General features: G+C 74.6%; 12 protein-coding genes and 1 pseudogene. 7 read left to right on the top strand and 6 right to left on the bottom strand.

Going from position 1 to position 13374, the window contains the following annotated elements:
* Positions 1–152: 152 nt before the first annotated feature.
* Entirely contained in the window at positions 153–584 is a 432-nt protein-coding gene (locus tag ABZW32_RS23860) for a VOC family protein (protein ID WP_356218997.1), read from the bottom strand.
* 242 nt (positions 585–826) lie between these two features.
* Between ABZW32_RS23860 and ABZW32_RS23865 the strand changes: the two genes are divergently transcribed.
* From ABZW32_RS23865 to ABZW32_RS23875, 3 genes and pseudogenes are all read left to right on the top strand, one after another.
* Positions 827–1363 carry a hypothetical protein gene (locus tag ABZW32_RS23865; RefSeq protein ID WP_356219000.1) on the top strand — a complete coding sequence of 179 codons (537 nt, stop codon included), beginning with the start codon at positions 827–829 and terminating at the stop codon, positions 1361–1363.
* Between the two features lie 120 nt (positions 1364–1483).
* A pseudogene (locus tag ABZW32_RS23870) lies at positions 1484–2136 on the top strand (M15 family metallopeptidase).
* 180 nt (positions 2137–2316) lie between these two features.
* Complete coding sequence (locus ABZW32_RS23875; RefSeq protein WP_356219002.1) at positions 2317–3825, top strand: glutamate synthase subunit beta; 1509 nt, start codon at positions 2317–2319, stop codon at positions 3823–3825.
* Between the two features lie 155 nt (positions 3826–3980).
* Here the strand turns inward: ABZW32_RS23875 and ABZW32_RS23880 are convergent, their stop codons facing one another.
* The 4 genes from ABZW32_RS23880 to ABZW32_RS23895 all read right to left on the bottom strand — a co-directional run bounded on the left by ABZW32_RS23880 (position 3981) and on the right by ABZW32_RS23895 (position 8194).
* On the bottom strand, positions 3981–4457 hold the full coding sequence (locus ABZW32_RS23880; protein ID WP_356219004.1) for a hypothetical protein: 477 nt from the start codon (positions 4455–4457) through the stop codon (positions 3981–3983).
* Positions 4458–4570: 113 nt separating this feature from the next.
* Positions 4571–5833, bottom strand: coding sequence for a phosphodiester glycosidase family protein (locus ABZW32_RS23885; RefSeq protein WP_356219007.1), 1263 nt, complete (start codon positions 5831–5833; stop codon positions 4571–4573).
* Between the two features lie 87 nt (positions 5834–5920).
* Positions 5921–6838: a PhzF family phenazine biosynthesis protein gene (locus ABZW32_RS23890; protein ID WP_356219010.1), complete on the bottom strand. Its 918-nt coding sequence runs from the start codon at positions 6836–6838 to the stop codon at positions 5921–5923.
* A 54-nt stretch (positions 6839–6892) separates the two neighbouring features.
* A complete protein-coding gene (locus tag ABZW32_RS23895) occupies positions 6893–8194 on the bottom strand; it encodes an MFS transporter (protein ID WP_356219012.1) in 1302 nt (433 codons plus the stop codon).
* 99 nt (positions 8195–8293) lie between these two features.
* Here ABZW32_RS23895 and ABZW32_RS23900 point away from each other — a divergent pair, with 99 nt between their 5' ends.
* From ABZW32_RS23900 to ABZW32_RS23910, 3 genes are all read left to right on the top strand, one after another.
* Positions 8294–9220: a winged helix-turn-helix domain-containing protein gene (locus tag ABZW32_RS23900; RefSeq protein WP_356219015.1), complete on the top strand. Its 927-nt coding sequence runs from the start codon at positions 8294–8296 to the stop codon at positions 9218–9220.
* 203 nt (positions 9221–9423) lie between these two features.
* Positions 9424–10884: a basic amino acid/polyamine antiporter gene (locus tag ABZW32_RS23905; protein WP_356219018.1), complete on the top strand. Its 1461-nt coding sequence runs from the start codon at positions 9424–9426 to the stop codon at positions 10882–10884.
* A gap of 38 nt (positions 10885–10922) precedes the next feature.
* Positions 10923–12188 carry an arginine deiminase gene (locus tag ABZW32_RS23910; RefSeq protein ID WP_356219021.1) on the top strand — a complete coding sequence of 422 codons (1266 nt, stop codon included), beginning with the start codon at positions 10923–10925 and terminating at the stop codon, positions 12186–12188.
* On the opposite strand, the gene ABZW32_RS23915 is transcribed toward ABZW32_RS23910, so the two are convergent.
* Positions 12178–12849: a hypothetical protein gene (locus tag ABZW32_RS23915; protein ID WP_356219024.1), complete on the bottom strand. Its 672-nt coding sequence runs from the start codon at positions 12847–12849 to the stop codon at positions 12178–12180. The two genes, ABZW32_RS23910 and ABZW32_RS23915, sit on opposite strands and share 11 nt — an antisense overlap.
* Positions 12850–12976: 127 nt before the next feature.
* On the opposite strand from ABZW32_RS23915, the gene ABZW32_RS23920 reads away from it, so the two are divergent.
* Positions 12977–13366, top strand: a complete 390-nt coding sequence (locus tag ABZW32_RS23920) for a response regulator (protein WP_356219027.1) — start codon at positions 12977–12979, stop codon at positions 13364–13366.
* The last annotated feature ends 8 nt before the right edge of the window (positions 13367–13374 follow it).

The raw sequence follows: 13374 nt of genomic DNA on the forward strand, positions 1-13374 counted from the left end.
CCCGCTCGTCGTAGTGGGCCGCGTCGGGGGCGGCCCCCCCGGCCCGCTTGCGCCCGGCCCCCGGCCCCGGGGGTACTCCCCCGGGGCCGGCGCCCGTGGCGGGGTCGGGGTGGTGCGGTGCCCCGGTACGGGGGCGTGGCCCGGGACGCGCTTCAGCGCTGCGACAGCTCCGAGGGTGCCTCCTGGACCGTCCAGCCGTTGCCGTCCGGGTCCTCGAACGACATGAAGGAGTTCCAGGTCTCGCCCTTGCCGTCCGCCCAGCCCGTCGCGCCGATGTGGCGGACCGGGGAGACGTCCACCCCCCGGGCCACGAGTTCCGCCCGGGCCGCCTCGATGTCCGTGACGCAGAGCTGCAGGCCCTGGAGCGTGCCCGGAGCCATCGCCTTCGTGCCGGGGGCGGCGGGCATGCCCTGGAGCATGGCGATCGAACAGCGGGAGCCCGGCGGGGTGAGCTGGATGACGCGCACCCCGGGCGCCACCTCACTGTCGAGGTCGACGGTGAAGCCGGCCTTGTCGGCGTAGAACTCCTTCGCCCGGTCCATGTCGGTCACGGGGACCGGAACCACTTCCAGCGTCCAGTTCACGGGGATCTCCTCACGCGCGTGTGTCGGTCGGCGCTGTCGCCGGGGGGCCGCATCGGGTCCAGCCTCGCGCAGCGGGCGGCGGACGCGCACGCCGCAACGCCCTTACCCGGGAGGGGAGAAGCGGGAGGGGAGGGACGCCGGTGGTCACGATTGGGTGGAGACCCCCACAGAACCGGATGTCCGTTCCTATGATGTTGCTCCTTTAACCAAATCCAGAGGGTCAACTTCGGGTGGGGGCACGGATGTACAGCGCGAACAGCGACCGGGACAGAGCAAAGACGACGGCGAACGGCCGCGGGGCGGGGCGGCGGGCTGGGAGGATCCGGCTCGCGTTCGTCGGCCTGTTGGCGGCGGGCGTCGCCGTCGCCTGCGGACCCGCGGAGGGCAGCGGTCCCGCCGTGAGACCGCCGGCCCCCGCCTCGGCGTCCCCGACGACGACCCCCTCCCCCACCGCGTCCCCGACGCCGACGCCGTCGATGACGGCGACGGCCCTGCCGAGCCCGTCCGCCACCACCGCCGGCCCGGACGCCAAGGCCCCCGTCGCCCCCACCCCGACCCGGGCCGCCACCCAGCCCGCACCGAAGCCGACGACGAAGGCGCCGACCACGGCCCCGGAGGAGCCCGCGAAGGCCGACTGCGAGATCGTCTCCAACGCGGGCAACTGCTACAACGCGGGCCAGTTCTGCCGCAAGGCCGACGTGGGACGCTCCACGCACGCCGGGAACGGCCGCATGATCCACTGCCGGCAGGACGGCAGCCAGCCGCGCTGGGGCTACTGAGCCCGGCCCCGGCGGCGGTCCGGCCCCGGACCGCCGCCGGGATGAGGACCCGTCAGAGCTGCCCGTGCACTCCGGGGAATCCGCTACCAGGCCCACCGGGTCCCGGGGGACGATCGGCCCATGAACGAGATCATCCTGATGTCCGACCCCAGGGTCGCGGCCGTCCCCGTGGCCGAATGCGGCGAACGGCTCGTGGACGTGCGCGCCGGGGGCTCCTTACTGGTCGATTCCCGCAAGCAGGACCCCGACGGGGCCTTCGCCCGGCTCCGCGAGGGCGTACTCGACCGCCTCCTCACGGCGCAGCGCGCCCTGCCCGAGGGAATCCGGCTGCTGTTCGTCGAGGGGTACCGGCCCCCCGCGCTCCAGCGCCGGTACTTCGAGGAGTACGCCGCCGCCCTGAGGTGGCAGCACCCCGACTGGTCCCCCGAGCGGGTCCACACCGCAGCGAGCCGCTACGTCTCCCCGCCCGGCATCGCCCCCCACAGCGCCGGCGCGGCGGTGGACCTGACCCTCGCCGACGACGGCGGACGGGAACTCGATCTCGGTACCCGGATGAACGCGAGTCCGGAGGAGAGCGGGGCGCCTGCTACACGGACGCCCCCGGCATCACGGCGGCCGCCCGCGCCCACCGCGCGATCCTCGGGGCCGCCCTGTCGGCGGCGGGCCTGGTGAACTATCCCACGGAGTGGTGGCACTGGTCGTACGGAGACCGCTACTGGGCCCTGGCCACGGGCGCCGCCTCGGCCCCCTACGGCCCCCACGGGCAGGCGTAGACCACCGGCGGGCTCCCGTCCGGGCGCAGCGGCCGGAGCGCCGCGGGTCCGCCGCTGCCGCCCGACCGGGTTCCGAATCGCCCGGACGGCGTAATCTGGTCGAAAGGTTGCATACGGCGCGCGCCCTGCGCGCCGTACCGCGCCTCGTACCCGCTCGCACGTGGGCCAGGGAGGCGGCGCGTGACCGATCCGTTCGGCTTCCTCAGGATCCCCCGCAAGGCCGTCGCGGCGCGGCCCGTCGAGGAGCGGCTCGGGGACTGGCGCGAGGTGTACGCGGGCCAGGCGCTGCTGCCGCTCGTCCGTGAGCAGGCCGACCGCTGCATGGACTGCGGCATCCCCTTCTGCCACACCGGCTGCCCCCTGGGGAACCTGATCCCCGAGTGGAACGCCTACGCGGCGCACGCGGACTGGAGCGCCGCGTACGAGCGGCTGCACGCCACGAACAACTTCCCGGAGTTCACCGGCCGGCTCTGCCCGGCGCCCTGCGAGGACGCCTGCGTCCTGACGATCAACGCCGATCCGGTGACCATCAAGAACGTCGAACAGACGATCGCCGACGAGGGCCTGCGGCGGGGCTACATGACCCCCCGCCCGCCGGAGCGGCACGGCGGGAACTCCGTGGGCGTGATCGGCTCCGGGCCGGCGGGACTCGCCGCGGCGCAGCAGCTGACCCGCGCCGGACACCGGGTCGTCGTCCACGAGCGGGCCGACCGGATCGGGGGCCTGCTCCGCTACGGCATTCCCGAGTTCAAGATGGAGAAGGCCCACCTCGACCGGCGGATCGAACAGATGCGGGCCGAGGGGACCACGTTCGTGACCGGAGCGGACGTCGGCGGCGCCGAACGGGCGGACGAGCTGCGCGGGCGCTACGACGCCCTCGTCGTCGCGGTCGGCGCCGGGGAGCGCAGGGAGCTGCCGGTCCCGGGGCGCGCACTGCTCGGCATACACCAGGCGATGGACTACCTGACCTGCGCAAACCGGGTACGTGAGGGCGACTGCGCGGTGTCCCCGGTGACGGCGGACGGCGCCCACGTCGTGATCGTCGGCGGTGGGGACACCGGCTCGGACTGTCTCGGCACGGCCCTGCGCCAGGGAGCGCTCTCGGTGGTCCAGCTCGACATCAACCCGGAACCGGGACCCGCGCGCCGCGACGGCGAGCCGTGGCCGGTGTACCCGAAGGTGTACCGGATCTCCCACGCCCACGAGGAGGCCCGCGGGCAGGCGGGGAGCGACCCCAGGCTCTTCTCCTGCGCCACCCTGCGGTTCGACGGGGACGCCGACGGCAGGGTACGGGCGCTGCGTTTGACCGCCGTCGAGCCCGAGGCGCGGCGGCCCCTGACGGGGACCGAGCGCGTGATCCCGGCCGGGCTCGTCCTGCTGGCGCTGGGATTCTCCGGTCCCGAGCGGGCGGGCGGACTGAGCGGGCAGCTGGGGCTGGAGTTCGACGAGCGCGGGAACTTCGCCCGGGACGCGGGCTTCGCCGCCGCGGGCGGGCGGGCTCCGGGTGTGTTCGTCGCCGGGGACGCGGGCCGGGGCCAGTCGCTGGTGGTGTGGGCCATCGCCGAGGGCCGGTCGGCCGCCTCGGCGGTGGACCGCTACCTGACCGGCTCCACGGCCCTGCCCGCGCCGGTGGCCGCGCACGACCAGCCCATGACGGCCCTGGGGCGGATGCGGTACGGGGACCTGTAGGACCGCCCCGGTCAGGTCCCCGACGTGGCACTCCCGGCCACCGGGGCACCGGGGCACGCGGTGAACCGGAATCCGGTTCCGGTTACCGGTGGGTCCGAGGTGCGTGCGGGAGTGGTCGGCTCGCCGACGTCCCCGGTACCGGGCGGGGGCGGGCCTCAGTCCGCGGTCGGGGGCTCCGCCGAAGGGGTCGCGGGGGTCTGGGACTTCGAGTGGGCGCCGTCACACAGCAGGGTGATGACGACCTGCGCGGTGGGGAACTCCGCCGCGGCGGAGCCGGTGAGCGAGGTGGTCGCGGTCCAGTTGGCCTTGCGGAGGCTGAGCGTCCCCTCCGCGGGGCTGCGGGAGTCCTTCCAGCCGTGGCCGGAGCGGGCGCGGGCGAACCCGGACCGCAGCGCCGCGTCCGCCGTCGCCGAGGGGTACTCGGCGCCCAGGATCTCGTGGCACTCGATCGGGCTCGTGTTCTGCGGCATCCGACGCACCGTCACCCCCTCCTCGGCCATCGCCGCCGTCAGATCGGCCACCGCCTCGTCCGCGGCCAGCGGCGGGCCCGAGTACCGCGGCGGCAACGGCCCCAGATCCTGGAGGGGAGTGCCGCAGGCCGTCACCGCCACCATGACCAGTACCGCAGGCACCCAGCGTCCTCGCCCCCGTCGCACGTTCCCGTCCGTCCTCTCCGCCGTTCCGGCCGACCAGTCTCGCACCGGTCCGCCTCCCCCGCCCCACCGGGTGCCCCGGCGCGGGGCGTTCACTTCCCGGCGGTGATCGCGATGCCGTTCGGCACGCGCCGTTCCTGGCCCTGCTGGAGGTGGTTGCGGACGGCGACCTTCCCGGTCGCGGGGTCGCGGACGGCGAGGGTGGAGGAGGCCCCGCCGTCCATGTAGAGGCCCTCGACGCAGCCGAGCGAGCGCAGCACGTCGGCGAGTTCACGCACGGTCAGGCCGGTGGAGGTGCCCTCCCGGCCGTCGGTGACCAGCAGGAACAGCGCGTCGCCGCCCTCGCCGATGCCCACCGCCGAACGGGGCTCCGCGGTCCGCGCGTCCAGGCCCGGCAACGGCCGGTGGTCGCGCAGCACGGAGTGCGCGCCCAGCGCGAAGCGGAAGGGGGCTCCCGGGCCGGAGTCCAGGTCGTACGCGATCCGGACGCGCGTGCCCGGGACCAGGGCGCGGAGCGCGTCCGCGCCCGCCTCCCGGCCCAGCAGGATCTGGGTGTCGGCGTCGACGGGCCCGCTGCCGGGGGTGTCGGAACCGGAGACCACCTCGCCCCGGCGGACCGTGACCTCGTAGACCTCTTCCGAGCAGGGCGCCGAGCGGCTCCTGTCGGTGCCGCACACCGCCCGCGCCCGGGATGCGGAGCCCCAGTGCGAGGTGAACAGGCCGACGGAACCGACGGGCAGGGCGTACTGGTTGTACCCGCCCAGGGCGAGCCGTCCCGCCGGGGTCTCCACGCGGCCGACCAGCTTCAGCCGGCCGCTGCGCGCCTTGCCGTCGGTGCCCACGCCGACCACGTCCCGGGCGCTGTCACCCGCCGGGGGCTTCCAGCCGAAGCGCTGCCCCTCGGGTACGGCGGCCTTGAGCGCGCGGCCGTCCTTCACTTCGGGGCCGGACGGAGAGCCGGTGGCGGCGATCCCGGGGTGCTGGCTCTCCACCATGTGGAAGAAGTCCCCGTTCACCGCGGCCACGGCGCCCTGCCGGCGGGCCATCTGCGACACCGGGGCCCGGCCGCTGACGGAGCCGGGGTACAGCAGGTCGGCCCGTACTCCGGGCGTACGCAGGTCGACTTCGACGAGGTGGAGGCGGGCGCTGCCGTGCGAGGTGGGGACGGTGAACTCCCGGTAGGTCACACCGGGTGCCGGATGCTCGGGGCGGGTCGCCTCCGGCCCGGCCCCTTGCGGGCGGGCGGCCTCCGGGCGGGCGGCCTCCGGGCGGGCCGCCGCCGGCCGGGCCGGGACGGCGGCGAGAGCGACTGCGGCCAGGACCGCGACGGCGGCGAGGCGCGGGAACCTCTTCATCGCGTCATCGTGGGTGATGGTCCGTGAGCAGGCCCGCAGACCCGCCGGGTTCGGGCCCGGTTCACACCGACGTGTGCCGGCGCGGGGTCAGGGGAGTTCGGCGAGCCGTCCCTCTCCGACGATGACCACGCCGCCGCCGACCTTCACCGTGCGGACGTGCGTCCCGTGACCGTGGGCGCTGATGGTCATCTCGCTCGGCCGGCCGGTGAAACGTCCCTGCCGCAGCACGGCCCGCTCCCCGTCGCCGAGCCGGCCGTGGCGGCGCAGGTACGCCGCCGCGCAGCCCGCTCCGCTGCCGGTGGCCGTGTCCTCCAGGAGGCCGTCGTTGGTCCAGTGCCTGCCTTCCATCGCGGTGACGTCGAGGAGGTACGCGTACGCGGCCCCCAGGCGGGCCAGGGGCGCGTCGAGCGGGGTGGCGACGCGGGCCCGGGCCAGCGCGTCACCCCGTACGGGGACGATCAGGTACCGCAGTCCGGTGGACACCGTCTCCGGCGGCAGCGCCGGGTCGAGGTCGTCGGCGTCGAGGGAGAACCAGGAGGCGATGGCGGCCCGGGTGGCCCCGTCCGGGCCGTGCGGGTGGCGGGTGAACCTGGCGGGACCCTGGTCCAGGACGCCCTCGTAGCGGCGCGGTCCGATGCGCCGGGTGACGGCCTCCACCCTGCGGGAGCGCAGCCGCAGGGTCCACGTGACGCGGTCCGCGGGACCGCCGTCCGCGGCGTCGGGGGCGTCGGGGGCGTGCAGGTCGTGCAGGTCGTGCAGCACGCCCGCGGCGCCGAGCAGGGGGTGGCCCGCGAAGTCGAGTTCCCCCGCCAGGTCGAAGACCCGGGCCCGGTGGGTGCGCGGACGCGCCGGGTCCCGCGTCAGGAAGACCGACTCGAAGTGGCGCAGTTCCCTGGTGATGCTCAGCATCCGCTCCCCCGTGAGGCCTTGGGCCTCGGGGAAGACCGCGAGGCTGTTGCCGCTGTAGGGGCGGCCGGTGAAGACGTCTACGTGGGTGTAGCGCACGAGGTGCTCCCTTGTGGGGATCGGGCGGGGCGGGCGGGGGTCGTGGGGGCGGGGTCAGGGGCGCGCGGCGGGCACGGGGTCGGACCGCTGCGCCCCGGACGGCAGTTCGCGCGCCGTGCGCAGCGGCGAGAGGAGGAGCGGGAGTACGGCCAGGAGTTCGCCCAGTGCCCCGGTCCACAGGGCCGGCCGGGCTCCGAAGTGCCGGCCCAGCAGCCCCCCGACGAGCGCACCGACCGGCATGGACCCCCAGACCACGAAGCGGAAGGTCGCGGTCATCCGGCCCAGGAGCGGTTCGGGGCACAGCCGCTGCCGGTAGGCGACCGAGGTCACCTTGAAGGTCATGAAGGCGGTCCAGCCCAGCCCCTGGAGGGCCACGGCCACGGCGAACCTCCAGTCGGCCCGGTAGAAGGGGAGCGCGAGCACCCACAGCAGTCCGCTGACGACCACCGACGCGCACATCGCGCGTCCCTGGCCCCACCGGGCGGCGATCCGACCGGTGAGCAGGCTGCCGATCAGGCCCCCCACGGCTTCGGCGGTGAACACCGCGCCGCAGAGCAGCGGGGGCAGCCCGAGGTCCCCGGCGAGCAGCACCAGCAGCATGGAGGCCCCGATCGTCCCGCACAGGTTGGAGACGGCGGCGGCGAGGGTCAGTGCGCGCAGGGCCGGGTTCCCGAAGACGAAGCGGAGTCCTTCCGCGATCTCGGCGCGCAGTGTCGTGCCGGGCCGCTCCCCGTCCGGCCGGCCGAGGGGGCTCACGCGCCGGAGGAACAGCGCGGAGACGCCGTAGGTGAGGGCGTCGGCGGCGAGGGCGAAGGGCGCGGTGAGGGCGCCGACGAGCGCACCGGCCAGGCCGGGTCCCCCGACCTGGGTGATGTTGCGGCTCGCTTCGAGCCGGACGTTCGCCCGCACCAGCGCCGCCCCGCCCACCAGGCGCGGCAGTGCGCTCTGGGCGGCCACGTCGAAGAAGACCGTGCACACCGACATCCCGAAGGCGACGGCGTACAGCTGGGGGAGCGTCAGCGCGTCGCACCACGCCGCGACCGGAACGGACAGCAGCAGGGCGGCGCGACCAAGGTCACCCGCGACCATGACGGCACGCAGCGGCAGCCGGTCCACCCAGGCACCGGCGGGCAGGCCGATCAGCAGGAAGGCGAGGTACTCGGAGACGAGGAGCAGGCCGACCTCGAACGGGGTGGCGCCGAGGGTGCCGATGGCCACGAGGGGCAGCGCGAGCAGGGTCACGGCCGATCCGCACTGGCTGACGGTGTCGGCGATCCACAGCGGGCGGAAGCCGGAGCCGGGGGCCGGACCGGTGCGGTGGGGGCGCGGGGCGGCGCCGGGGCTGGGGTGCGTCATGGATGCGAAGATCACCGGCGTGGGGGTGGCGCGGCCATTGTTTTAGCCTGGGCCGAAAGGTGGTGGCGGTCGGCCGTACCGCCGGACGGGGGCGCGGGCATGGGTGAGGTGCGGTTCGGGGTGCGGGACGTCGCGGGCGTCAGGTTCGCGATCTCACCGCTGTGGGAGACCGTCACCAGCTTCCGGGCCGTGGCGGATCCGGGCCGCTACGCCGTCCACCTGCCGTGGCTCACCTCGGTACGGGCGCTGCGGGCGGACCGGGCCCTGGCCGCGCGGACCGCCCCCTTGCGGGTCCTGACCGCCGTGGACGGTCCCGGGACGCGGCCGGCGGCGGACGCACCGGACTTCCTGACGCCCCCTCCGCGCTGCCCCCTGGCCGAGTTCGAGGAGGAGCTCGCGCTGCTGGCGGTCCCGCCGGCCGGGGCGGCCGGGGCGGCTCCGCCCGACCCGGCGGACGCCCTGCGCGCCTGGTGGGAGGCGGCGGTCCGGCCGTACTGGCCCCGTATCCGGGCGGTCCTGGAGGCGGACATCGCCTACCGGACCCGGCAGTTGGCCGAGGACGGCATCCAGGAGGTGCTCTCCCGGCTCCATCCCGCGCTGCGCTGGACGGGCGACCGCCTGGTCTCCGCGGAGCTGGGCCCGGCGGTCCTCGACCTGGACGGCAGGGGGATCACCCTGGCCCCGAGCGCCTTCGCGGTCCGCTGCCACCTGCTGACCGGGCCCGGCCCGACACCTCCGGCCCTCGTCTACCCGGCGCGGGCCGTGGGCACCCTGTGGGAGCGGCGCGGCGCCTCCGGCGAGGGGCTGGCCCGTCTGCTGGGGCGCAGCCGGGCCCTGCTCCTCGCGGGTACGAGCTCGCCCGCCACCACGACCCAGCTGGCGGCCCGGACGGGGCTCAGCCTCGCCGCGGTCTCGCAGCACCTCGGGGTGCTGCGGGACGCCGGTCTCGTCACGCGCCACCGCTACCGGCGCGAGGTGCACTACGCGACCAGCGAGCTGGGCGACGCCCTGCTGGAGCGGGCGTAGGGTCCCGGCCCTCCCCCGTCCCGGAAGGCGGCCGGTGCGGGAGCGGGCGCCGCCACGGGCGCCGCCACGCGCGGACTGCCTCCAGTACCGGCCCGTACACCCGGAATCGGCTATTTTCCCCCTGGATGTGCTGATGAGCCGTCGCCCTCCCCGTGTCTCGAGCGCCGGGACGTGCGGGCCGCGCGCGACGACGAGGTGCTTCGATGACGAACGCAGAGGGCCGGGCCGACAGCGACACGGCGGGCAACCCTCCCACGGCCAAACTCACGCTGCTGACACTGACCGCGATGGTCGTGGGCTCGATGGTCGGCGCGGGGGTCTTCTCCCTGCCGCGCCGCTTCGCGCAGGAGACCGGAGTCGCGGGGGCGCTGATCGCCTGGCTGGTCGCCGGGGTGGGCATGCTGATGCTCGCCCTCGTGTTCCAGACCCTCGCCGTGCGGCGGCCGGACCTGGACGCGGGCGTCTACGCCTACGCGAAGGCGGGCTTCGGCGAGTACCTGGGGTTCTTCTCGGCGTTCGGGTACTGGGCCAGCGCCTGCGTCGGCAACGTGACGTACTGGGTGCTGATCATGTCGACGGTCGGCGCGATCGCCCCCGCGCTGGGCGACGGGGACACGGCGCTCGCGCTGGCGTTGTCCTCGGTCGGCCTGTGGTCCTTCTTCCTCCTCATCCGGCGCGGGGTGAAGGAGGCGGCGGCGATCAACCGGATCGTCACCGTCGCCAAGCTCGTCCCCATCCTCGTCTTCATCGTCCTCGCGCTGTTCTGCTTCGATCCGTCCGTCTTCGCGGGCAACTTCGCCGGCGCGGACTACGCCGGCTCGCTGTTCAACCAGGTGCGGGGCACGATGCTGGCGACCGTCTTCGTGTTCCTGGGGGTCGAGGGCGCCAGCGTCTACTCCCGGCACGCCAAGCGGCGCGAGGACGTCGGCCGGGCCACCCTGCTCGGCTTCCTCAGCGTCTTCGCGGTCTTCGCCTCGGTCACGATCGTCTCCTACGGGATCCTCCCGATGGAGCAGATCGCCGAGCTGCGCCAGCCGTCCATGGCCGGAGTGCTGGAGGCGGCCGTCGGCACCTGGGGCGGCGTCTTCGTCAGCGTGGGCCTGATCGTGTCCGTCCTCGGCGCCTACCTCGCGTGGACGCTGATGGCGGCCGAGGTGCTCTTCGTCGCGGCGAAGGACGAGGACATGCCGCGCTTCCTCGGCCGGTCCAGCGGTGACGACGTGCCGGTCCCCGCGCTGCTGATGACCACGGCGCTGAGTCAGGTCATCCTGGTCGTCACGGGCTTCTCCGACGACGCCTTCAACTTCGCGCTCGACCTGACCAGCGCGCTCAGCCTCATTCCCTTCTTCCTGGCGGCGGCCTTCGCCGTGAAGATCGTGCTGCGGCCGGAGCCCGGGAAGGTGGCGGGGAGCAGCACCCGCACGGAACTCGTCGTCGCGCTCGTGGCCACCTGCTACACGGCGTTCCTGCTCTTCGCGGCCGGGCTGAAGTTCGTACTGGTCTCCTTCATCCTGTACGCGCCCGCCACCTTCCTGTTCGTCAAGGCCCGCCGCGAGCAGGGCCGTCGGCTGTTCTCGCCCCGGGAACTCGTCGTCCTCGCCGTGTCCGTCGCGGGAGCCGCTCTCGGGATCGTCGCCCTCGCCCTCGGCTGGATCAGCCTGTGACGCCCATCCGCCCCTCGACCGGGAAAGGCTCCACCACCGTGACCAGCACCGACCCCACCGCCCCTCGGCCCGCCCTCGGCGTCCACTCCGAGGTGGGCCGGCTCCGCAAGGTCCTCGTCTGCTCGCCGGGGCTCGCCCATCGGCGGCTGACCCCGAGCAACTCCGACAGCCTGCTGTTCGACGACGTCATGTGGGTCGAGAGCGCCCAGCGCGACCACGCGGACTTCGTGGCCGAACTGACCCGGCGCGGTGTGGAGGTGGTGGAACTGCACGACCTGCTGGCCGCGACGATGGCGATCCCGGGGGCCCGCGACTGGCTCCTCGACCGGAAGATCGTTCCCGATGAGGTGGGCCTCGGGCTGGTCGACGACACCCGGGCCTTCCTGGAGACGCTGAGCCCGCGCGCCCTGGCCGAGTACCTGATCGGCGGGCTCGCGTCGAACGACCTGCCCGAGGAGTTCCGGTCCGGGTACGTCGCCCTGCTGCGGGAGGGCACCGGGGCGCGCGAGTACCTCATGCCGCCGCTGCCGAACACCCTCTACACCCGGGACACGACCTGCTGGCTGTACGGGGGCGTCACCCTCAACCCGCTGTACTGGCCCGCGCGGCACGACGAGACCCTGCTCATGAAGGCCGTGTACACCTTCCACCCCGACTTCAAGGACGCCACCGTGTGGTGGGGCGACCCGGAACGCAGCTGGGGCCAGGCCACCCTGGAGGGCGGTGACATCATGCCGGTCGGCAACGGCGTGGTGCTCATGGGGATGAGCGAGCGGACCTCGCGGCAGGCGATCACCCAGGTGGCGCGGGCCCTGTTCGATCGGGGTGCGGCGCAGCACGTGGTCGTCGCGGGGATGCCGAAGCTGCGGGCGGCGATGCACCTGGACACGGTCCTCACCTTCGCCGACCGCGACATCGTCACCGTCTACCCGAAGATCGTGGAAGCGGTGCACGGCTTCTCGCTCCGTCCCTCGGACCGGGCGCCGGGCGTGGAGGTCACCGACGAGGGCGACACCCCCTTCGTCGAGGTGGTGGCGCGGAGCCTGGGCCTGCCGGGACTGCGGGTGATCGAGACCGGCGGTGACGTCTACGCCTCCGAGCGCCAGCAGTGGGACAGCGGCAACAACGCGGTCGCGCTCGAACCGGGGGTCGTGTTCACGTACGACCGGAACACGCAGACGAACGAGCTGCTGCGGAGGGCGGGCGTCGAGGTCCTCCCGATCGTGGGAGCGGAACTCGGCCGCGGCCGGGGCGGCGGCCACTGCATGACCTGCCCGCTGATCCGCGACGCGGTCACCTTCTGAGCACGGCGCCCCCACGCGTCCGGCCGCGGCCGACGGCCGCGCCGGACGGGCCCGTGGGCCCGTCGGGGATGCGGAGGGCCGGCGAGGCGAGGGAGGCGCAGTAGAAGGCTGCGGCGAGGGGCATCAGGTCGAGACCGCCGGCCGCCGCGGTGGCGGTGCCGGCCACCGCCGCCAGGGGGCTCCAGAGGCTGACGCGGCGCCGGGCTGAGAGCTGGACGAGGATCCAGATCAGGCCGACGTAGAAGAGCAGCGGACCCACTCCGTACACCGCCGGCACCACTCCGGGGTGGCTCCGCACCTGCTCGAACAGGTGCTCCATGCCGGGCCGGTCGGTGGCGCGGAAGCCGACGTGGAGGTCGATGCACGCCTGGACGGTCACGGCCAGGGTGCCGGCCAGCCCGAGGACCGTCGCGGCGCCGGCGCTCAGCCGCCCGGCGCGCCCCGCGTCGGGCCGGGCCAGCGCCCACAGCCGGGCGAAGACCGGCACGAACGACAGCATGGCGACGGTCAGCGCGAGGTGCCCCGTGGTCCAGACGGGGCCGGGGCCGTGGTCCGGGTCGGTGAGCCGGATGGCACCGTAGGCGAGGATGAGGAGCGGCGCCGCCACGAAGGCGGCCCGTGTCAGGGCCGTCCGGGCGCTGCGGCGGGGTCGACGAGTCATGAGTCGATCTTGTCCGTGGGGCCGGCCGCCGGACATCGGGCATCACCCCGACCCCACCCCGAACCGACCCTGAGCCCGCTCGGGGCTCACAGCCCAGGGCTCACCGCCCTGAGCGGAAGGAAGCACCATGAGCGGCGACATCCCCGCCAAGATCCTCCTGATCGTGAAGGACCGCAGGCTCTGGGGGCTGCTCGAACGGCTCCTCGTCTCCGCCGGCTACGTGGTCGTCGACGGCGGGAGCGGCCGGGAGACGCCGGCCCTGCTGGAGCGCGAGGGGCCCGTGGGCCTGGTGGTCTGCGAGCGCACCGGTCCGGGGCTCGACGAGGTGGCGCTGTTCGAGGAGATCCGGCGGGATCCCCGACACGGGCGGGTCCCGATCCTCGCGCTGCCCCCGGCCGATCCGGAGTGCACCGTCCAGGCACTGAAGGCGGGAGTGGACGAGGTCCTCGCGAAGCCCTTCCATCCGAACGACCTCCTCGACCGCGTGCACCGCCTCGCCCGGGGCGGGCGCGGCTGACCCCGCGC

Source organism: Streptomyces sp. NPDC004667 (assembly GCF_040609475.1).
Classification (GTDB): domain Bacteria; phylum Actinomycetota; class Actinomycetes; order Streptomycetales; family Streptomycetaceae; genus Streptomyces.